Source organism: Kitasatospora sp. NBC_01246 (assembly GCF_036226505.1).
Taxonomy (GTDB): Bacteria; Actinomycetota; Actinomycetes; order Streptomycetales; family Streptomycetaceae; genus Kitasatospora.
This window is the reverse complement of record NZ_CP108484.1, coordinates 2,074,650-2,094,067: the sequence shown is the minus strand read 5'-3', so window position 1 is coordinate 2,094,067 and position 19,418 is coordinate 2,074,650. Positions and strand designations below refer to the sequence as shown.

Here is a 19,418-nt window from a genome sequence, read left to right as displayed (position 1 = left end):
GCGAGCCCGCCGGTCGGCCCCCGTACGCCGGTCGCCCGGTCGTGCCGCCGGCCGGCACCCCGGCGGCCCCCCTCGCACCGCCCGCGCCGGCGCGGCCCGTGCCGCCGTCGGCTCCCACCGCCGCGGCGCCCGCGCCGGTTCCGGCCGGCGCCACCGGGCACTTCCTGCTGCCGTCGGGCGCGCCCGTCCAGCTCCCGGTCCACCCCGCGCAGCCGCACCTGCCGTCCGGGCCACTCGCCGTGCTGCTGATCGGACCGGCCGGCGCGGGCAAGACCACCGTCGCCCGGCACTGGGCCGAGCGGCGGCCCACGCCCACCGCCCACATCAGCCTCGACGACGTCCGCGAGTGGGTGCAGTCCGGCTTCGCCAACCCGCAGTCCGGCTGGAACAACGCCTCCGAGGCGCAGTACCGGCTGGCCCGCCGCACCTGCGGTTTCGCCTGCCGCAACTACCTGGCCAACGGCATCTCCTGCATCATCGACGACGCGGTCTTCCCGGACCGCCCGGCGATCGGCCTCGGCGGCTGGAAGCGGCACATCGGCCCGGGGATGATCCCGGTCGTGCTGCTGCCCAGTCTGGACTCCGTGCTGAGCCGCAACGCCCGGCGCAGTGGCAACCGGCGGCTGAGCGACGAGGAGGTGGCCCGGATCCACGGCCGGATGGCCGGCTGGTACAACTCCGGGCTGCCGATCATCGACAACTCCCAGCTGGACGTCGCGGCCACCGCCGCCGAGCTGGACCGGGTGATCCTGGCCCGGCTGATGGGCATCCCGGTCCGCTGAGGCCCGCGCCGCCCGGGGCTGTTCCGGGCGGCTCCGGCGCTGCCCCGGCACGGATTCGGTACCGCCTTCCGGGAGCCCGCGACGGCCGGCGGCCCGGCCGGGCCCGTCGGTGCGGGCTGCGATGATGGGGGCATCCTGTCGCACACCCGGGGGAGCTGACGCCCGTGCCGGAAGGCCACATCATCCACCGTCTCGCCGCCGAGAACGCCAGGGCCTTCGGCGGCCGCCCGGTCCGTGCGAGCAGCCCGCAGGGCCGGTTCGCGGACGGCGCGAAGCTGGTCGACGGGCAGGTGCTGACCGGGGCGGAGGCCGTCGGCAAGCACCTCTTCCTCGGCTTCGAGGACGACGCCTGGGTGCACATCCACCTCGGCCTCTACGGTGGGTTCGCCTTCGGCGAGGGCCCCGCGCCGGAGCCGGTCGGCCTGGTCCGGCTGCGCCTGGCGAACGACGACGCCTACGCCGATCTGCGCGGTCCCAACACCTGTGCGCTGATCACCGACGCCGAGAAGGCCGCCGTCGCGGCGCGCCTCGGCCCCGACCCGCTGCGGGCCGACGCCGACCCGGAGCCGGCCTGGCGGCGGATATCTGGCAGCCGGACGACGATCGCGGCACTGCTGATGGACCAGAAGGTGCTGGCCGGCGTGGGCAACGTCTACCGCGCCGAGGTGCTGTTCCGGCACGGCATCGACCCGCACCGGGCCGGGCGCGACCTCGGCCGGGCCGAGTGGGACGCCGTCTGGGCCGACCTGGTCGCGCTGATGCGCGAGGGCGTCGGCGCGGGGCGGATCGACACCGTCCGACCCGAGCACACCCCCGAGGCGATGGGCCGTCCGCCGCGGGTGGACGACCACGGCGGCGAGGTCTACGTCTACCGCCGGGTCGGCATGCCCTGCCTGGTCTGCGGCACCGAGGTCCGGACCGAGGCGCACGCCGCGCGCAACCTCTTCTGGTGCCCCACCTGCCAGCGGGCCTGAGGCGGCGCCGGCTGCCCGGTGCCGCCCGGGCGGTCGCGGGGCTGCCGGGGGAGGGGCGCGGTCAGCCGTCCGCCCCGGTACGGGCCACCGCCAGGGCGGCGGCCGCGGCGGCCAGGCAGAGCGGGGTGTAGAACGCCAGGTTGAGCCGGTAGAAGGCCGAGCCGGTGTCGACGCCGACCCCGGTGGCCCAGAGCAGCCCGGCCAGCCCGCGGGCGAGCAGTCCGGCGGCCACCGCGCGCGGCCCCCAGCGCAGCGCCACCGCCGGCAGCCGGCGGGCCGCGCCGTCCAACAGGCCGCCGCGGGCGAGCACCAGGGCCGAGCCGGAGAACAGCAGCGCCGCGAGCGGCAGGACGACCGGCGGGGTGAACGGCACCTCGGCGTTGAGCACCGCCCGGGAGAGTGACGCCGGGTCGGCGGCCGGCCAGGTGCGGCCGGTGGCCCAGTAGACGTGCAGCAGGGCGTCGGCGGCGAGCAGGCCGGCGACGGCGAGGGCGGCGGTACGGCGACGGTTCACGGTGGTCCTCCGGGGGTTCCGACGGTGGGTCACCCCGCAGGAGCGGCCCGCCCGGCCGGAGGTTCCCGTGACGAGCGTCACAGCGGGAAGTCGGGGGAGGGAGGGAACGTCCGGCCGGTCCGGCGCCTCTGGTGCGGGTGTGGATGGTCCCGACACCCGTACCGCCGACCGGCTCGCCGGCCTGGTCCGTGCCGCCCAGCGCGGCGACCAACTGGCCGTCAGCGAGCTGCTGGAGCTGGTCGCGCCCTACGTCCGCCGGCTCTGCGGTCCGATCGCGCTGGACGACGGCCCCGACGCGACGCAGGAGGCGCTGATCGCCGTCTTCCGCAAGCTGGGCCAGCTCCAGGACCCGGCCGCGCTGTTCGGCTGGGTCCGCTCGATCGCCGTGCGGGAGGCCGTCCGGCACGTCCGGCGGGTCGCCCGCTGCGTCCCGGCCGACCTCTCCGAGCTGCCCCGCCCCGGCGACCCGCAGCTGGCCACCGACATCCAGGACGTCCTCGCCCGGCTGACGCCGGAGCACCGCGCCGTGCTGGTGCTGCGCGACCTGGAGGGGCTCGACGAGCGGTCCACCGCAGAACTGCTGGGCGTGGCACCCGGCACCGTGAAGTCCCGGCTCTCCCGGGCCCGGCTCGGCTTTCGAAGGGCGTGGCAGCAGTGAGCGCACCGACCCCCTGGCCGACGGCGGCCTTCGACCCGGTCCGCCGGCTGCATGTGATCGCCGCCGTCACCCCCGGCGCCGCCGTCCGGGAGGCGCTGATCGACGCGCCGTTCGAGCGGGTCTGGGCGGCCGCGGCCGACCTGGAGGAGGGGCTCCCGCGCTGGCTGCCGGACATCCGGTCGGTCCGCGTGGCCGGGAGCCCGGCGGACGGTCGCACCGAGGCGCTGGTGACCGGCCACACCCGACTGCGGGCCCGTTTCGACGTCGAGCTGACGCCCGGGTGGTGCCTGATGCGCAGCCGCTTCCTGCTGGGCGGGATGGCGGCCCGCGCCGAGGCCGGAGGCACCCGCTTCGCCTTCCTCGGCGCGTTCCGGCTCCCCGGCGCGGGTCTGCTCGACCGGGCCCTGCGGCCCGCGACGGACCCGCTGGCCCGGCGCTCGCTGGAGCGCTTCGAACGGCTGGTGCGGGAGGGGTGAGGCGGGCCCCGGGCGCGACGGCCCGGGGCGCCCGGGGCGGTGTTCCGCGCGCGCAGCCGGTCAGCCGGGAGTCGGCCAGCCGGTCAGCCGGCCGCGGCGGCCCGGGGTGCGGAGGGCTCGCCGCCGGTGGCGTCGCTCCCGGTGGCGGGCTCGCCGTGCTCGTGGTGGTCCGCGGCGGCGCACTCGTCGAGGAGGGGGCGCAGGGCCTCGTCCACGAGCCGGTAGCGCACCACCCGGCCGTCCTTGTCGCCGGTGACCACACCCGCGGTGCGCAGCAGCCGCAGCGCCTGCGAGACGGCCGGGTCGCGCATGCCGGTGGCGACCGCCAGGTCGGTGACGGCGAGCGGCCCGGCCCGGTGCAGGGCGAGCAGCAGGGCGAGCCGCCCCGGGTCGGCGAGCAGCGAGAACCGCTCGGCCCAGGACCGGACGTGCCCGGGGTCGCCGATCGCGGCGATGGCCTCGCAGACCCGGTGCCCGTCGATGGTGCGGTGGCCCGCGCGGTCGGCCGGTACGAGATGCATGCGGACATTGTTGCAGCCCGTGGCTGTGATCCTGGACACCTGCGCAGGTGCGCAGCCTTGCAAGGGTGAGGTGCGGCCCCCTACGGTGTTGCCCGCCGTGGTGTTCGGGAAGACCGGTGACGGACCCTCAGGGTCCGGAGTCCGGAGCGGCCCTCGCCACTGTGATCGGGGGAGTCGTCCGTATCCACGACGCCACTGGGCGCCTCGCGCGCCTGGGAAGGCGGATCCGGAAGCCCCGTCAGCCAGGAGACCGGCCACGGCATCTCACGAACGTCTTTCCACGAGGTGCTGGAGCGTGATCCGAAGATGACCCTGCCCGAAACCGCCGCTGCTCCCGCGGCGTCCTCCGCCCTGCCGAGCTTCCGCTGGCGGCGCGAGGACACCCTCCGCACGGCCGGGTTGATGGGGGTGATCCTGGCCATGCACGTAGTGGCGTTCGGGACGCTGATCTTCCTGGTCGCCCCGGAGAAGTACGAGGTCGGTACCCAGGTCTTCGGGGTGGGCCTGGGCATCACCGCCTACACCCTCGGCATGCGGCACGCCTTCGACGCCGACCACATCGCGGTGATCGACAACACCACCCGCAAGCTCATGGCGGACGGCAAGCGGCCCGTCTCGGTGGGCTTCTGGTTCGCGCTCGGCCACTCCTCGATGGTGGTCCTGATGGCCGCCCTGGTGGCGGGCGGCGCCCAGCTGGCCAACACGCTGATGGACGACGAGTCCACCACCCACCAGTGGCTCGGTGTGGTCGGCACCTCCGCGTCCGGTGTCTTCCTCTACCTGATCGGCGCGCTCAACCTGGCGGCGCTGTTCGGCATCCTCAAGGTGTTCCGGTCGATGCGGGCCGGTCGGTTCGACGAGGCGGAGCTGGAGGAGCACCTCAACTCGCGCGGTCTGATGGCCCGGGTGCTGAACCGGGCGACCCGCTCGATCACGCGGCCCGGCCAGATGTTCCCGGTCGGCATGGTGCTCGGCCTCGGCTTCGACACCGCGACCGAGGTGACCCTGATGGTGATGGCCGGCTCCGGCGCGGCCGCCGGGCTGCCCTGGTACGCGATCGTCTGCCTGCCGCTGCTGTTCGCGTCCGGGATGAGCCTGTTCGACACGCTGGACGGGACGTTCATGAACTTCGCGTACCAGTGGGCGTTCTCCAACCCGGTGCGCAAGGTGTACTACAACCTGACCATCACCGGGCTGTCGATCGCGGTGGCGTTCATCATCGGCACCATCGAGCTGGTCGCCGTGCTGCACGAGAAGCTGGACCTCACCGACCCGGTCAGCGGCTGGATCGCGGACATCTCGCTGGACAACGTCGGCTACGCGATCGTCGGGCTGTTCGTGGTGGTCTGGGGGGCGGCTATCGCCTACTGGCGCCTCGCCGGCGTCGAACAGCGCTGGAGCCCGAAGCCGGTGGTACCGGCCGACGGGGTGCCCGCCCAGGGGGCGGCGGCCGACGAGGCCGCCGGGGTCATCACCAAGTAGTCGGCCCCGACGGCCCCCGGCACCGCGGTGTCACGAGGCGGCGCCCACCCGGTCCGTTCGGGTGGGCGCCGCCTCGCCGTGGTCCGCGGGCCCTGCCGGGCCCACGGGGGAGGTCAGCGCTCCTCGCGGAAGTCGACGTGCCGGCGCGCGACCGGGTCGTACTTGCGCAGCACCAGCCGGTCGGCGTCGGTGCGGCGGTTCTTGCGGGTCACATAGGTGAAGCCGGTCTCGGCCGTGGACCTGAGCTTGACGACGGGGCGCAGTTCGCTGCGGGCCATGGTTCTCCTCCTCCGAGGGGTGGGCGGTGGGGAAACGGCTTTCGCCGAAATGGAAGTCGTTTTCACGGGGTCCAACACGGCCTCCGCCCCGCCCATTCCCCGGCGGGCGGTGGAGGCGCTGGTCGGCCGCGCGACCGCGTACGCGCCGGGGCTCGTCGGGCGGCGCACGCTCCCGCCGGCGGCTCCGGTCGTTCCGGTCCGCCGCCCGCACCGTCCGTTCGGGTGCGCGGCCGGTCGACCGGCCGCGCACCCCGGCGCCGGGGGCCGCGCCGGGGGCCGACGCCGCACCGGCGGACCGGCCGGGTGTCCGACCAGGGCCGTCCTGGTCCGGTCGGATCCGCTCGGCGGGCGGATCGGGGTGGGGCTCCGTAGGCTCGACGCATGTCTGATGCGTACGCGGTCCGGCGGGAGCGTCTGAGGGAGCACGGCAGTGCGGCCGGGGCCGATGCGGCGCTGATCACCCGGGCGGCGAACGTGCGGTACCTGACCGGTTGCCCGCCGTGCGGCGCGACGCTGCTGCTCACCCGGGAGCGGGCGCTGCTGGCGCTGCCGGACGACCTGCCGCCGGACGACACCGGTGAGCACCTGATCGTCGAGGACGTCACCCGGGTGCCGGTGGCGGCGGGCGCCGACACCGCGCTGGCGGCCGCCGCGGCCGCGGCCCGGCTGGGGGTGGCCGACCTGGCGGTGGAGGAGCACGACCTGACCGTCGCCCGGCACCGCGCCGTGGCGGGTCTGGCGGAGGGCGTCCGGCTGGCCGACCTCGGCCGGGCGGTCGAACAGCTGCGGGTGATCAAGGACGAGCACGAGATCGCGGACCTGCGGATCGCCGCCGAGATCGCCGACCAGGCGCTCGGCGAACTGCTGGAGTCGATCCTGGTCGGCCGGACCGAGCGGCACCTGGCGATGGAGCTGGAACGCCGGATGATCGACCACGGCGCGGACCGGGCGGCCTTCCCGGTCTCGGTCGGCACCGGCAGCCACTCCGGCCAGCAGTCCCACCAGCCCACCGACCGGCGGGTGGAGGAGGGTGACTTCCTCACCGTCGTCCTGGGTGCCCAGTACCGCGGGTACGGCGTCTCGACCGCCCGGACCTTCGTGATCGGCGCCGCCCCCGCGCCCTGGCAGGTCGAACTGCACCGCCTGGTGTTCCGGGCCCAGCGGGCCGGGCGGGAGGCGCTCGGTCCGGGCGTCGAACAGTACGTGCCCGACCAGGCCGCCCGGGAGATCCTCCACGCGGCCGGGCACACCGAGAGCTCGCCGCACCCCGTCGGTCACGGCATCGGGCTGGAGATCCGGGAGGCCCCGCGCCTCGGGCCGTCGGACATGGGTAAACTGGACAGCCGCGTGCCGGTCACCGTCGGTCCAGGGGTTCACCTCCCGGGCCGGGGCGGTGTCCGGATCGAGGACACGCTCGTGGTGCGCCCCCTCGAAGAGGGCGGGCCCGAGCTGCTCACCATCACCACCAAGGAGCTCCTCGCCCTGTGACCCGCGACCGCCCGAGGCGGCCGGGGGCGGCAGGACGCACCCCTTGGTTCCTTGACAGCTATATCCAGGAGTAAGTGCGCCCGTGGCTTCCACGAACGATCTCAAGAACGGCATGGTTCTCAAGCTGGAGGGCGGCAAGCTCTGGTCCGTCGTCGAGTTCCAGCACGTCAAGCCCGGTAAGGGCCCGGCCTTCGTGCGCACCAAGCTCAAGGAGGTCCTGACGGGCAAGGTCGTCGACAAGACCTTCAACGCCGGCACCAAGGTCGAGACCGCCAACGTCGACAAGCGTGGCATGCAGTTCTCGTACAAGGACGGCGAGAACTTCGTGTTCATGGACACGGACACCTACGACCAGACCACGATCGAGCCCGCCGTCGTCGGCGACGCCGCGAAGTACCTGCTGGAGGGCTTCGAGGCCCTGGTCGCCATGTACGAGGGTGCCCCCCTGTACATCGAGCTCCCGGCCTCGGTCGAGCTGACCATCTCCCACACCGAGCCGGGCGTCCAGGGCGACCGCTCCACCGGTGGCTCCAAGCCGGCCACCCTGGAGACCGGCGCCGAGATCGCCGTGCCGCTGTTCATCGTCACCGGTGAGAAGATCAAGGTCGACACCCGCGACGGCAGCTACCTCGGCCGGGTGAAGTAAGTCCGTGTCGGCCGCACGCAGCAAGGCCCGTACGCGAGCCTTCCAGATCCTCTTCGAGGCCGACCACCGCGGGGTCGACCCGCAGCGGGTCCTCGCCGACTGGGTGGCCCGTGCCCGGGAGCCCAAGCCGGACGAGGGCACCCCGCAGGTCGGTGAGTACACCATGGAGCTGATCGAGGGGTACGTCCAGCACGCCCGCCGGATCGACGACCTCATCTCCGAGTACGCGGTGGGCTGGACGCTCGACCGGATGCCGATCGTGGACCGCAACGTCCTGCGGCTCGGTGCGTACGAGCTGATCTGGGAGGACGGCGTCCCGGACGCGGTCGTCCTGGACGAGGCCGTCGAGATCGCCAAGGAGTTCTCCACGGACGACTCCCCGGCCTTCGTCAACGGCCTGCTCGCCCGCTTCCTGGAGCTCAAGCCGAGCATCCGCCGGTAGGCGGCACTCCGACGCACGGCCGCCGGACCCGACAGGGTCCGGCGGCCGTCGTGCGTTCGGGCCGGGTGGCGTATGTTGGGACCCTACTCGCCAGTAACCTGGTGCTCCGGTGACCCACGCGCACCGGTGACCCCGCAGCGAAGGGCAGGCCACCCCCCATGACCACGGCGATCCGCAGCGAGTTCGACCAGGGCATCGCCCTCACCAGGCACCCGGCCGAGCCGGGCCGCTACGACGGCGAACTGGGCGCCGGCTGGCAGATCGGCGGCGGCGTCAACGGCGGGCTGCTGCTCGCGATGGCGGGCCACGCCCTCTCGCTGGAGCACGGCGACCACGCCGACCCGGTCTCGATCAGCGGTTACTACCTCTCCGCCTCCCACCCCGGCCCGGCCACCGTCCGTACCGAGGTGCTCCGCACCGGCCGCTCGCTCTCCACCGGCACCGCCTCGCTCAGCCAGGACGGCGTGGAGCGGCTGCGCGTGGTGGCCACCCACGGCGACCTCGCCGACGCCGGCGGCGAGGTGCGGACCACCGCCCAGCCGCCGCAGCTGCCGCCGCCGGACCAGTGCGTCGGCGTGGAGCACGCCCCCAAGCAGCTGATCGAGCAGGCCGCCCTCCTGGAGCGGTTCGACCTGCGGCTCGACCCGGCGACCATCGGCTGGGCGCTCGGGCAGCCCTCCGGCAGCGGCCGGATCCAGGGCTGGTTCCGGCTCGCCGACGGCCGGGAGCCCGACCCGCTGCTGCTCCTGCTGGTCGCCGACGCGCTGCCGCCGGTCACCTTCGACCTCGGGATGCCCGGCTGGGCCCCCACCATCGAGCTGACTGTCCACCTGCGGGCGAAGCCGGCGCCCGGCTGGCTGCGCGTCACCCACGCCACCCGCAACGTGGCCGGCGGCTACTTCGAGGAGGACGCCGAGGTCTGGGACGAGTCCGGCCGCCTGGTCGCCCAGTCGCGTCAGCTCGCCCGGGTGCCGCGGCAGGCCTGACCGCCGCCGTCCCGCGACCCGCCGCGCCCGGCCGCCCGCCGGGTGCGGCGCGGTCCGGCGGGTTGCGCCGACCGGGTGACGTGCCTCGCCTCACGGTCGGTTACATTCCTGTGACACGCCGTACGTGTGCGACACCCGGGGCTGGGGAGGACAACGGTCGGCGGCACCCCTGCCGCCGCCGACCGCCACCGCCCCAGGAGCCTCCGATGAGCCGCAACGGCCGCGCCCGCCGCACCCCCGACTGCTCCGCCGCCGGCCCCCGCCCCCGCGCGCGGCTGCGGCACGAGCGGCGCCGGGCGGACGGCGCGGGGCAGGCCTTCGTCATCGGGGTGCTGACCAGCGCCGCCGACTTCGAGCGCGCCGCCGCCTGGCGCCTCTGCGACGCCCCGGACTACGAGACCTACCTGCGGGACACCGCCGACCTGCTCGCCGAGGCCCGGCGCGGCTTCGACACCGTCCGGGCCCGGATGTTCCACCCGCAGGACTTCGAGGAGTTCTGCCTCCTGCACGGCCTCGACCCGGCCGAGCCGGGCGCCCGCGACCGCTACCTGGTCAATCCGCCGCTGCAGACCCAGCTCCTCGCCTACCAGGGCGAGGACCTCGCCGGGGACTTCCTGCCCCGGCTGGTCCGGGCCCGCGAGAACGGGCTGACGCTGCGCCACGCGGACCTGCTGCTGGACGGCGGGCTCTACGAGGAGCACGGCCGGGCCGTCCGGGAGGCCTACCGGCGCGGCGCCGAGGTGTTCCGGCGGATGCTGGTCGGCGCGGGCAGCGGGGTCTACGAGCTGCGCCTCGCGGTGGACGCCCCCGGTGGCCGGCTGACGGCCGCGGCCCGGGTGCTCCAGTGGGAGGACGGCGTGGTGCGGATCAACGACGAGGACCTGGAGCTGGTCTGCGCGGTGCTCTGCGCGGGGCTGGCCCGGGAGCTGCCGGGGCTGGCGGTGCTGCACGGCACGCAGGGCTCGGCGGCGGCCCGCGGAGCCGGTGACGGGGCTGCCGACCCCACCGGTGACGGAGCCGCCGACCGGGCCTTCCGCGGGGCGGCCTGGGCCTGGGCCAGCGCTGGGCAGGGCTGGGCGCCGACCGCGGCCGCGGTGCGCCTGGAGGGCGTGGCGGCCGAGCCCGGCTACAGCCTGGGCACGGTCCGCTGAGGCCGCCGAAACCGGCCCGGGCGGCCCGGGCCGGTTTCGGTCCGGGGCCGGACGCGCGACGGCGCGGCCCCCGTTCCGGGGCACCGCGCCGTGACGTTTCTGCTTGGCCCTGCCCGTTCCTGCTGGTGGGAGGCGGTGGGAGCCGGTGGGGGCGAGCCTCAGCTCGCCTCCTCCTCGCGCACCGCACGGCGCGCGTCGGGGTTCAGCACGCCCCAGGAGATCAGCTGCTCGGTCAGGATCGACGGCGACTGGTCGTAGATCACGGCCAGCGTGCGCAGGTCGTCCTGGCGGATCGAGAGCACCTTGCCGTTGTAGTCACCGCGCTGGCTCTGGATGGTCGCCGCGTAGCGCTGCAGCGGACCGGCCTTCTCGGACGGGACCTGGGTCAGTCTCTCCAGGTCCAGCACGAGGCGCGGCGGCGGCTCGGCCGCACCACCGGGCGTACCGCCGGGCAGCAGCTCCTGGACCGGAACGCCGTAGAACTCCGCCAGCTCGGCCAGCCGCTGCACGGTGACCGCACGGTCACCGCGCTCGTACGAGCCGACGACGACTGCCTTCCAGCGCCCCTGGGACTTCTCCTCGACACCGTGCAGGGAGAGCCCCTGCTGAGTGCGGATCGCTCGGAGTTTTCCTCCGAGTTGCTTCGCGTAGTCGCTGGACATTGATCTCCCCGGACGAGATTGCTTCGCGTTCAGTGGTGGGTCACGGGCGATAGTCGACGTCGTTACCGGTGGGTTCGACGCCAGTCTCGTAACTCACTGTGAGGTTACGTAGAGTGAGGTAGCTGCGTCAAGCCGAATGGGGCAGTCGTGCGAATGGCCCGCGTCCGCGGTGCGTCGCGGACGTTAACCCGGTGAAGCGGAATGATGGACGCCGGTTTGCCGTCGGGCGCGCTGGTACGATGGCGGGAGCCCGCGCCGCGTCGGCGGGGGCGTTCCAGACATCCTTTAAGGCCCGTCCAGTGAGGCGGGGAAGGAGGTCCGCTTCGGCATGACCACACATCACGAACCGACGCCGCGCCCGCCGCACCAGGTGCTGGACGGCACGGACATCGCCCGGGTGATCACCCGGATAGCGCACGAGATCGTCGAGCGCGCCAAGGGCGCGGAGGACGTCGTGCTGCTCGGCATCCACACCAGGGGCGTGCACCTCGCCCGCCGGCTGCGCGACCGGCTGACCCAGATCACCGGCCGGGAGATCCCGTTCGGGACGCTGGACATCACCATGTACCGGGACGACCTGCGGCTGAAGCCCGCCCGGGCCCTGGAGCACACCGAGATCCCGGCCGGCGGCATCGACGGCAGGCTCGTCGTCCTGGTCGACGACGTGCTCTTCTCGGGCCGCACCATCCGCGCCGCGCTCGACGCGCTCAGCGACATCGGCCGCCCGCGCGCCGTCCAGCTCGCCGTCCTGGTCGACCGCGGCCACCGCGAGCTGCCGATCCGCGCCGACTACGTGGGCAAGAACCTCCCCACCTCGCTGCGCGAGGCCGTGCAGGTCCGCCTCGCGGACAGCGACGGCGTGGACGCCGTGCTGGTCGGCGACCGCGACCACGCGGACGCGTCGCGTCCCCCGCGCAGTGAGCGCAGCTCGCAGGCCCTGGCCGCCCGGCCGTCCGAACCGCACCTCCCGGAGTAACCCGCGTGAAGCGCCACCTCGTCTCCGCCGCCGACCTCACCCGCGACGACGCGCTGCTGATCCTGGACACCGCCGAGGAGCTGGCCCAGCTCTCCGGACGGGCCGTCAAGAAGCTGCCTACGCTCCGTGGTCGAACGGTCGTCAACCTCTTCTTCGAAGACTCCACCCGCACCAAGACCTCCTTCGAGGTCGCCGAGAAGCGGCTCTCCGCCGACGTCATCAACTTCTCCGCCAAGGGCTCCTCGGTCTCCAAGGGCGAGAGCCTCAAGGACACCGCGCTGACCCTCCAGGCGATGGGCGCCGACGCGGTCGTCATCCGGCACCACGCCTCCGGCGCGCCGGCCCGGCTGGCCCAGTCCGACTGGCTGCACGGCAGCGTCATCAACGCCGGCGACGGCACCCACGAGCACCCCACCCAGGCGCTGCTCGACGCCTTCACCATGCGCCGCCACCTCAACGCCGGCCTCGGCCGCGACCTCGCCGGCCGGCGGGTGACCATCGTCGGCGACATCCTGCACAGCCGGGTGGCCCGCTCCAACGTCCACCTGCTCACCACCCTCGGCGCCCAGGTCACCTTCGTGGCCCCGCCGACGCTGCTGCCGATCGGCATCGAGAACTGGCCCTGCGAGGTCAGCTACGACCTGGAGAGCGTGCTCCCCAAGACGGACGCGCTGATGATGCTCCGGGTGCAGCGCGAGCGGATGAACGCCGCCTTCTTCCCGACCGAGCGCGAGTACAGCCGCCGCTACGGCCTGGACGGCAGCCGGATGGCGCAGCTGCCCGAGCACGCCATCGTGATGCACCCCGGCCCGATGGTCCGCGGCATGGAGATCACCGCCGAGGTCGCCGACTCGCCGCGCTGCACCGTGGTCGAGCAGGTCGCCAACGGCGTCTCCGTCCGGATGGCCGTCCTGTACCTGCTGCTCGGCGGCGCCACGCTCGCCGACGCCGCCCCCCGCACCGACTCCGTGGAGACCGCTCAGTGACCACCTACCTGATCCGCAACGCCCAGATCCTCGGCGGCGCCCCGCAGGACCTCCACCTCGCCGACGGCGTGGTCAAGGAGATCGGCACCGGCCTGGCGGTCGAGGCGGACATCGAGATCGACGCCTCCGGCCTGATCGTCCTGCCGGGCCTGGTCGACCTGCACACCCACCTGCGCGAGCCCGGCCGCGAGGACGCCGAGACGGTGCTCACCGGCACCCGGGCCGCCGCGATGGGCGGCTTCACCGCCGTGCACGCGATGGCCAACACCTTCCCGGTGGCCGACACCGCCGGCGTGGTCGAGCAGGTCTGGCGGCTCGGCCAGGAGTCCGGCTTCTGCGACGTGCGCCCGGTCGGCGCCGTCACCGTCGGCCTGGAGGGCAAGAAGCTCGCCGAGCTGGGCGCGATGCACGACTCGGCCGCCGAGGTGCGGGTCTTCTCCGACGACGGCAAGTGCGTCGACGACGCGGTGATCATGCGGCGGGCGCTGGAGTACGTGAAGGCCTTCGACGGGGTCGTCGCCCAGCACGCCCAGGAGCCCCGGCTCACCGAGGGCGCCCAGATGAACGAGGGCCAGGTCTCCGGCGAGCTCGGGCTGGGCGGCTGGCCGGCCGTCGCCGAGGAGGCGATCATCGCCCGCGACGTGCTGCTCGCCGCGCACGTCGGCTCGCGCCTGCACGTCTGCCACGTCTCGACGGCCGGCTCGGTGGAGATCATCCGCTGGGCCAAGGCCAAGGGCTGGAACGTCACCGCCGAGGTCACCCCGCACCACCTGCTGCTCACCGACGAGCTGGTCCGCTCCTACGACCCGGTGTACAAGGTGAACCCGCCGCTGCGCACCGCGGCCGACGTCCAGGCGCTGCGCAAGGCGCTCGCGGACGGCACCATCGACGCCGTCGCGACGGACCACGCGCCGCACCCGTCCGAGGACAAGGACTGCGAGTGGGCCGTGGCCGCGATGGGCATGGTCGGTCTGGAGACGGCGCTCTCGGTGGTGCAGCAGACCATGGTCGACACGGGCCTGCTGAACTGGGAGGGCGTCGCGGACCGGATGTCGCACCGACCGGCCCGGATCGGTCGCCTCACCGGCCACGGACGACCCGTCTCGGTCGGTGAGCCCGCCAACCTGGTGCTGTTCGATCCCGCGTACCGTGGTGCCGTGAACCCCGACAGCTTCGCCACCCGCAGTCGCAACACCCCCTACCGTGGCCTCGACCTGCCCGGCCGGGTGCACGCCACCTTCCTGCGCGGCACCGCCACGGTGCTCGCCGGCGAGCTGGTCGAGCAGGGCGGGCTCGCGTGAGCGCCTTCACCGGGCTCGCCCAGGAGCAGGCCAGGGTCACCGACTGGCCCGGGTACATCGGCTGGGCCATCGGCCTGCTGCTGGTGATCGGGCTGGTCTACTGGCTGATGCGCCAGGGCTGGAACTGGCGGCGCACCCTGCAGTCCGGCATCCCGCCGCTGCCCGCCGTGCCGGCCCGGGCCGGCCGGACCATCCTGGAGACCAGCGGCCGGTACCACGGCACCACCACCGCCGGGAACTGGCTGGACCGGGTCGTCGCGCACGGCCTGGGCACCCGCAGCCGGGCCGACCTGACCCTCGGCGCGGACGGCCTGCTGGTGCAGCGCCCCGGCGACGTCGACTTCTGGATCCCGGCCGAGCAGCTGACCGGGGCCCGGACGGACTCCGGGATCGCCGGCAAGGTCGTGCCGTCCGGACTGCTCGTCGTCACCTGGACGCACGAGGGCACCGCGCTGGACTCCGGGTTCCGGGCCGACCACCCCGGCGAGCACGCCGCCTGGGTCGAGGCGATCGCCCACCTCGCAACACGTACGCAGACGAAGACGGAAGAGGCCGCTCAATGACCGCACCTGCCCCCACCACGCAGCGCCAACGGCGGGACCGCGTCCCCGCCGTGCTCGTCCTGGAGGACGGCCGGATCTTCCGTGGCCAGGCCTACGGCGCGATCGGCGAGACCTTCGGCGAGGCCGTCTTCAACACCGGCATGTCCGGCTACCAGGAGACCCTGACCGACCCGTCGTACCACCGCCAGGTGGTCGCGATGACCGCCCCGCAGATCGGCAACACCGGCTGGAACGACGAGGACGACGAGTCCCGCCGGATCTGGGTCGCCGGCTACATCGTGCGCGACCCCGCCCGGGTGACGTCCAACTGGCGCTCGCGCCGCCCGCTCGACGAGGAGCTCGTCAACCAGGGCGTCGTCGGCATCAGCGGCATCGACACCCGCGCCCTCACCCGCCACCTGCGCGAGCGCGGCGCGATGCGCTGCGGCATCTTCTCCGGCCCGGCGCTGGCGGACGACGCCGCGCTGCTGGCCCGGGTGCAGCAGTCGCCCGAGATGAAGGGCGCCGACCTCTGCCCCGAGGTCGCCACCACCGAGCCGTACGTGGTGCCCGCCGTCGGCGAGAAGAAGTTCACCGTCGCCGCGCTGGACCTCGGCATCAAGGCGATGACCCCGCAGCGGATGGCCGAGCGCGGCATCGAGGTGCACGTGCTGCCGGCGAACTCCACGCTGGAGGACATCTACGCCGTCGACCCGGACGGCGTCTTCTTCTCCAACGGCCCGGGCGACCCGGCCACCGCCGACCACCAGGTCGCCGTGGCGCAGGGCGTGCTGGAGCGCCGGACCCCGTTCTTCGGGATCTGCTTCGGCAACCAGATCCTCGGCCGGGCGCTGGGCTTCGGCACCTACAAGCTCAAGTACGGCCACCGCGGCATCAACCAGCCGGTGCAGGACCGCACCACCGGCAAGGTCGAGGTGACCGCGCACAACCACGGCTTCGCCGTGAACGCGCCGCTGGACAAGGTGAGCGACACGCCGTTCGGCCGGGTCGAGGTCTCCCACGTCTGCCTCAACGACGATGTGGTCGAGGGCCTCCAGGCACTGGACGTGCCCGCCTTCAGCGTGCAGTACCACCCGGAAGCGGCGGCCGGCCCGCACGACGCAGCGTACCTCTTCGACCGGTTCGTCGAGCTCATGCGAGGCGACGACAACGACAGTGTTGAGCTCATGGAGGGCCAGCGTGCCTAAGCGCACCGACATCAAGTCCGTCCTGGTCATCGGCTCCGGCCCGATCGTCATCGGCCAGGCCGCGGAGTTCGACTACTCGGGCACGCAGGCCTGCCGGGTGCTCAAGGCCGAGGGCCTGCGGGTCATCCTGGTCAACTCCAACCCGGCCACGATCATGACCGACCCGGAGATCGCCGACGCCACCTACGTCGAGCCGATCACCCCGGAGTTCGTCGAGAAGATCATCGCCAAGGAGCGCCCGGACGCCCTGCTGCCGACCCTGGGCGGGCAGACCGCGCTCAACACGGCGATCGCGCTGGACGCCAACGGCGTGCTGGCCAAGTACAACGTGGAGCTGATCGGCGCCAAGGTCGACTCGATCCACAAGGGCGAGGACCGCGAGCTCTTCAAGGGCGTCGTCGAGGCCGTCAACGCCAAGATCGGCCACGGCGAGTCCGCCCGCTCGGTGATCTGCCACACCATGGACGACGTGCTGGCCGGCGTCGACACGCTCGGCGGCTACCCGGTCGTGGTCCGCCCCTCCTTCACCATGGGCGGCGCCGGCTCGGGCTTCGCGCACAACGAGGAGGACCTGCGCCGCATCGCCGGCCAGGGCCTGACCCTCTCGCCGACCACCGAGGTGCTCCTGGAGGAGTCCATCCTCGGCTGGAAGGAGTACGAGCTGGAGCTGATGCGCGACAAGAACGACAACGTCGTGGTCGTCTGCTCGATCGAGAACTTCGACCCGATGGGCGTGCACACCGGTGACTCGATCACCGTCGCCCCGGCGATGACGCTGACCGACCGCGAGTACCAGATCCTGCGCGACATCGGCATCGCGGTCATCCGCGAGGTCGGCGTGGACACCGGCGGCTGCAACATCCAGTTCGCGGTCGACCCCGCGGACGGCCGGGTCATCGTCATCGAGATGAACCCGCGCGTCTCGCGCTCCTCGGCGCTGGCCTCGAAGGCGACCGGCTTCCCGATCGCCAAGATCGCGGCGAAGCTCGCCGTCGGCTACACCCTGGACGAGATCCCCAACGACATCACCGAGCAGACGCCGGCGTCGTTCGAGCCGACCCTCGACTACGTCGTGGTGAAGGTCCCGCGGTTCGCGTTCGAGAAGTTCCCGAGCGCCGACGCCACGCTGACCACCACCATGAAGTCGGTCGGCGAGGCCATGGCCATGGGCCGCAACTTCCCCGAGGCGCTCAACAAGGCGCTCCGCTCGCTGGAGAAGAAGGGCTCCCAGTTCACCTGGGCCGGCCCGGTCGGCGACAAGACCGCGCTGCTGGAGAAGGCCGTGGTCCCCACCGACGGCCGGATCAACACCGTCATGGAGGCCATCCGGGCCGGCGCCACCGCGGAGGAGGTGTTCGAGTACACCAAGATCGACCCGTGGTTCGTCGACCAGCTCTTCCTGCTGGACGAGATCGCCGACGAGCTGGCCGAGGCCGCCGAGCTCACCCCCGAGCTGCTGCGCCACGCCAAGCGGCACGGCTTCTCCGACCTGCAGATCGGTGAGATCCGCGGCCTGCGGACCGACGTGGTCCGCGAGGTCCGGCACGCGCTCGGCATCCGCCCGGTGTTCAAGACCGTCGACACCTGCGCCGCCGAGTTCGCCGCCAAGACCCCGTACTTCTACTCGTCCTACGACGAGGAGAACGAGGTCGCCCCGCGCACCAAGCCCGCGGTGATCATCCTCGGCTCGGGCCCGAACCGCATCGGCCAGGGCATCGAGTTCGACTACTCGTGCGTCCACGCCTCCTTCGCGCTGGCCGACGCCGGGTACGAGACCGTGATGGTCAACTGCAACCCGGAGACCGTCTCCACCGACTACGACACCTCCGACCGGCTCTACTTCGAGCCGCTCACCCTGGAGGACGTGCTGGAGATCGTCCACGCCGAGCAGCAGGCCGGACCGCTCGCGGGCGTGATCGTCCAGCTCGGCGGCCAGACCCCGCTCGGCCTGGCCCAGGCGCTCAAGGACAACGGCGTGCCGATCGTCGGCACCCAGCCCGAGGCGATCGACCTCGCCGAGGAGCGCGGCGCCTTCGGCCGCGTGCTGCGCGACGCCGGCCTGCCCGCCCCCAAGCACGGCACCGCCTTCTCCTTCGAGGAGGCCAAGGCGATCGCCGACGAGATCGGCTACCCCGTGCTGGCCCGCCCGTCCTACGTGCTCGGCGGCCGCGGCATGGAGATCGTCTACGACGAGGCCTCGCTCGCCTCCTACCTGGAGCGGCACGCCGGTCTGATCTCCGAGCACCCGGTGCTGATCGACCGCTTCCTCGACGACGCGGTGGAGATCGACGTCGACGCGCTCTACGACGGCACCGAGCTCTACCTCGGCGGCGTCATGGAGCACATCGAGGAGGCCGGCATCCACTCCGGCGACTCCGCCTGCGCGCTGCCCCCGATCACCCTCGGCGGCTACGACATCAAGCGGCTGCGCACCTCCACCGAGGCGATCGCCCGCGGCGTCGGCGTCCGCGGCCTGATCAACATCCAGTTCGCCCTCTCCGGCGACATCCTGTACGTGCTGGAGGCCAACCCCCGCGCCTCCCGCACCGTGCCGTTCACCTCCAAGGCCACGGCGGTGCCGCTGGCCAAGGCCGCCGCCCGGATCTCGCTCGGCGCCACCGTCGCCGAGCTGCGCGCCGAGGGTCTGCTCCCGGCCGAGGGCGACGGCGGCACCCTGCCCGCCGACTGCCCGATCTCCGTCAAGGAGGCCGTGATGCCGTGGAGCCGCTTCCGCGACATCTACGGCCGCGGCGTGGACACCGTGCTCGGCCCGGAGATGCGCTCCACCGGCGAGGTCATGGGCATCGACAAGGTCTTCGGCACGGCGTACGCCAAGTCGCAGGCCGGTGCCTACGGCGCGCTGCCGACCAAGGGCAAGGTCTTCGTCTCCGTCGCCAACCGGGACAAGCGCAACCTGGTCTTCCCGGCCCGCGCGCTGGTCGGCCTCGGGTTCGAGCTGCTCGCCACCGCCGGCACCGCCGAGGTGCTGCAGCGCGGCGGCATCCCCGCCACCGTGGTGCGCAAGCACAGCGAGGGCGAGGGCCCGAACGGCGAGCGGACCATCGTCCAGCTGATCCACGACGGTGAGGTCGACCTCATCATCAACACGCCGTACGGCACCGGCGGCCGTCTCGACGGCTACGAGATCCGCACCGCCGCCGTCGCCCGTTCGGTGCCCTGCCTGACCACCGTCCAGGCGATGGGCGCCGCCGTCCAGGGCATCGACGCGCTGCTGCGCGACGAGGTCGGGGTGATGTCGCTCCAGGAGCACGCCCAGCTGATCAACGCCGGCCGCGCGAAGTAGCACCACCGCAGTGGGGGGCACCGACCGCCGGGTGCCCCCCA

Annotated in this window: 19 protein-coding genes, 1 pseudogene and 1 riboswitch; of the genes and pseudogenes, 16 read left to right on the top strand and 4 right to left on the bottom strand. The window is 73.3% G+C overall.

Translation table 11 applies throughout. From position 1 onward, the window contains the following. Window positions 1–98 precede the first annotated feature (98 nt). On the top strand, window positions 99–782 hold the full coding sequence (locus tag OG618_RS09020) for an AAA family ATPase (RefSeq protein WP_396489633.1): 684 nt from the start codon (window positions 99–101) through the stop codon (window positions 780–782). 164 nt (window positions 783–946) lie between these two features. Then, window positions 947–1,756, top strand: a complete 810-nt coding sequence (locus OG618_RS09015) for an Fpg/Nei family DNA glycosylase (RefSeq protein ID WP_329486790.1) — start codon at window positions 947–949, stop codon at window positions 1,754–1,756. Between the two features lie 61 nt (window positions 1,757–1,817). Here OG618_RS09015 and OG618_RS09010 read toward each other — a convergent pair whose 3' ends face one another. Continuing rightward, window positions 1,818–2,270: a DUF3995 domain-containing protein gene (locus tag OG618_RS09010; RefSeq protein WP_329486789.1), complete on the bottom strand. Its 453-nt coding sequence runs from the start codon at window positions 2,268–2,270 to the stop codon at window positions 1,818–1,820. Window positions 2,271–2,409: 139 nt separating this feature from the next. Between OG618_RS09010 and OG618_RS09005 the strand changes: the two genes are divergently transcribed. After that, window positions 2,410–2,928 carry an RNA polymerase sigma factor gene (locus OG618_RS09005; protein WP_329486788.1) on the top strand — a complete coding sequence of 173 codons (519 nt, stop codon included), beginning with the start codon at window positions 2,410–2,412 and terminating at the stop codon, window positions 2,926–2,928. Beyond that, window positions 2,925–3,404 carry an SRPBCC family protein gene (locus OG618_RS09000; RefSeq protein WP_329486787.1) on the top strand — a complete coding sequence of 160 codons (480 nt, stop codon included), beginning with the start codon at window positions 2,925–2,927 and terminating at the stop codon, window positions 3,402–3,404. The genes OG618_RS09005 and OG618_RS09000 overlap by 4 nt, the downstream gene beginning before the upstream one ends. A 182-nt stretch (window positions 3,405–3,586) precedes the next feature. On the opposite strand, the pseudogene OG618_RS08995 reads toward OG618_RS09000, so the two are convergent. Further along, a pseudogene (locus tag OG618_RS08995) lies at window positions 3,587–3,925 on the bottom strand (ArsR/SmtB family transcription factor); the annotation flags it as partial. An 81-nt stretch (window positions 3,926–4,006) separates the two neighbouring features. Continuing rightward, window positions 4,007–4,198: riboswitch (cobalamin riboswitch) on the top strand. A gap of 33 nt (window positions 4,199–4,231) precedes the next feature. Between OG618_RS08995 and OG618_RS08990 the strand changes: the two are divergent. Next, window positions 4,232–5,407 (top strand): HoxN/HupN/NixA family nickel/cobalt transporter, encoded by a 1,176-nt coding sequence (locus OG618_RS08990; RefSeq protein ID WP_329486786.1) that lies wholly within the window; start codon window positions 4,232–4,234, stop codon window positions 5,405–5,407. A gap of 113 nt (window positions 5,408–5,520) precedes the next feature. Here OG618_RS08990 and rpmG read toward each other — a convergent pair whose 3' ends face one another. After that, complete coding sequence (gene rpmG, locus OG618_RS08985) at window positions 5,521–5,685, bottom strand: 50S ribosomal protein L33 (RefSeq protein ID WP_329486785.1); 165 nt, start codon at window positions 5,683–5,685, stop codon at window positions 5,521–5,523. Between the two features lie 381 nt (window positions 5,686–6,066). On the opposite strand from rpmG, the gene OG618_RS08980 reads away from it, so the two are divergent. The 5 genes from OG618_RS08980 (at window position 6,067) to OG618_RS08960 (ending at window position 10,398) form a co-directional block, all read left to right on the top strand. Then, a complete protein-coding gene (locus OG618_RS08980; protein WP_329486784.1) occupies window positions 6,067–7,173 on the top strand; it encodes a M24 family metallopeptidase in 1,107 nt (368 codons plus the stop codon). Between the two features lie 82 nt (window positions 7,174–7,255). After that, a complete protein-coding gene (efp, locus tag OG618_RS08975; RefSeq protein ID WP_329486783.1) occupies window positions 7,256–7,819 on the top strand; it encodes an elongation factor P in 564 nt (187 codons plus the stop codon). A 4-nt stretch (window positions 7,820–7,823) separates the two neighbouring features. After that, entirely contained in the window at window positions 7,824–8,261 is a 438-nt protein-coding gene (gene nusB / locus OG618_RS08970) for a transcription antitermination factor NusB (RefSeq protein WP_329486782.1), read from the top strand. 158 nt (window positions 8,262–8,419) lie between these two features. After that, window positions 8,420–9,247, top strand: a complete 828-nt coding sequence (locus tag OG618_RS08965) for a thioesterase family protein (protein ID WP_329486781.1) — start codon at window positions 8,420–8,422, stop codon at window positions 9,245–9,247. A 206-nt stretch (window positions 9,248–9,453) separates the two neighbouring features. After that, a complete protein-coding gene (locus OG618_RS08960; RefSeq protein WP_329486780.1) occupies window positions 9,454–10,398 on the top strand; it encodes a hypothetical protein in 945 nt (314 codons plus the stop codon). Window positions 10,399–10,556: 158 nt separating this feature from the next. Here the strand turns inward: OG618_RS08960 and bldD are convergent, their stop codons facing one another. Continuing rightward, window positions 10,557–11,060: a transcriptional regulator BldD gene (gene bldD, locus OG618_RS08955; protein WP_031072501.1), complete on the bottom strand. Its 504-nt coding sequence runs from the start codon at window positions 11,058–11,060 to the stop codon at window positions 10,557–10,559. Between the two features lie 328 nt (window positions 11,061–11,388). Here bldD and pyrR point away from each other — a divergent pair, with 328 nt between their 5' ends. Genes pyrR through carB form a run of 6 tightly spaced genes read left to right on the top strand, consistent with a single transcriptional unit; the run spans window position 11,389 to window position 19,377 of the window. Further along, entirely contained in the window at window positions 11,389–12,036 is a 648-nt protein-coding gene (pyrR, locus tag OG618_RS08950; RefSeq protein WP_329486779.1) for a bifunctional pyr operon transcriptional regulator/uracil phosphoribosyltransferase PyrR, read from the top strand. Window positions 12,037–12,041: 5 nt separating this feature from the next. Next, window positions 12,042–13,022, top strand: coding sequence for an aspartate carbamoyltransferase catalytic subunit (locus OG618_RS08945; RefSeq protein ID WP_329486778.1), 981 nt, complete (start codon window positions 12,042–12,044; stop codon window positions 13,020–13,022). Beyond that, the gene (locus OG618_RS08940; RefSeq protein ID WP_329486777.1) at window positions 13,019–14,323 is read left to right on the top strand and encodes a dihydroorotase; all 1,305 of its coding nucleotides are present in this window, start codon (window positions 13,019–13,021) and stop codon (window positions 14,321–14,323) included. Before OG618_RS08945 ends, OG618_RS08940 begins: the two co-directional genes overlap by 4 nt. After that, on the top strand, window positions 14,320–14,886 hold the full coding sequence (locus OG618_RS08935; RefSeq protein WP_329486776.1) for a PH-like domain-containing protein: 567 nt from the start codon (window positions 14,320–14,322) through the stop codon (window positions 14,884–14,886). The genes OG618_RS08940 and OG618_RS08935 overlap by 4 nt, the downstream gene beginning before the upstream one ends. After that, window positions 14,883–16,073: a glutamine-hydrolyzing carbamoyl-phosphate synthase small subunit gene (gene carA, locus OG618_RS08930; RefSeq protein WP_329486775.1), complete on the top strand. Its 1,191-nt coding sequence runs from the start codon at window positions 14,883–14,885 to the stop codon at window positions 16,071–16,073. Before OG618_RS08935 ends, carA begins: the two co-directional genes overlap by 4 nt. After that, entirely contained in the window at window positions 16,066–19,377 is a 3,312-nt protein-coding gene (carB, locus tag OG618_RS08925) for a carbamoyl-phosphate synthase large subunit (protein ID WP_329486774.1), read from the top strand. Before carA ends, carB begins: the two co-directional genes overlap by 8 nt. Window positions 19,378–19,418 lie beyond the last annotated feature (41 nt).

What these genes read in the sequence shown, in the direction of transcription:
- carA (WP_329486775.1), top strand. Translation starts at nt 14,883, where the DNA reads ATGACCGCACCTGCCCCCACCACGCAGCGCCAACGGCGGGACCGCGTC.
- OG618_RS08965 (WP_329486781.1), top strand. Translation starts at nt 8,420, where the DNA reads ATGACCACGGCGATCCGCAGCGAGTTCGACCAGGGCATCGCCCTCACC.
- pyrR (WP_329486779.1), top strand. Translation starts at nt 11,389, where the DNA reads ATGACCACACATCACGAACCGACGCCGCGCCCGCCGCACCAGGTGCTG.
- rpmG (WP_329486785.1), bottom strand. Translation starts at nt 5,685, where the DNA reads ATGGCCCGCAGCGAACTGCGCCCCGTCGTCAAGCTCAGGTCCACGGCC.
- OG618_RS08980 (WP_329486784.1), top strand. Translation starts at nt 6,067, where the DNA reads ATGTCTGATGCGTACGCGGTCCGGCGGGAGCGTCTGAGGGAGCACGGC.
- bldD (WP_031072501.1), bottom strand. Translation starts at nt 11,060, where the DNA reads ATGTCCAGCGACTACGCGAAGCAACTCGGAGGAAAACTCCGAGCGATC.
- OG618_RS08960 (WP_329486780.1), top strand. Translation starts at nt 9,454, where the DNA reads ATGAGCCGCAACGGCCGCGCCCGCCGCACCCCCGACTGCTCCGCCGCC.
- OG618_RS08990 (WP_329486786.1), top strand. Translation starts at nt 4,232, where the DNA reads ATGACCCTGCCCGAAACCGCCGCTGCTCCCGCGGCGTCCTCCGCCCTG.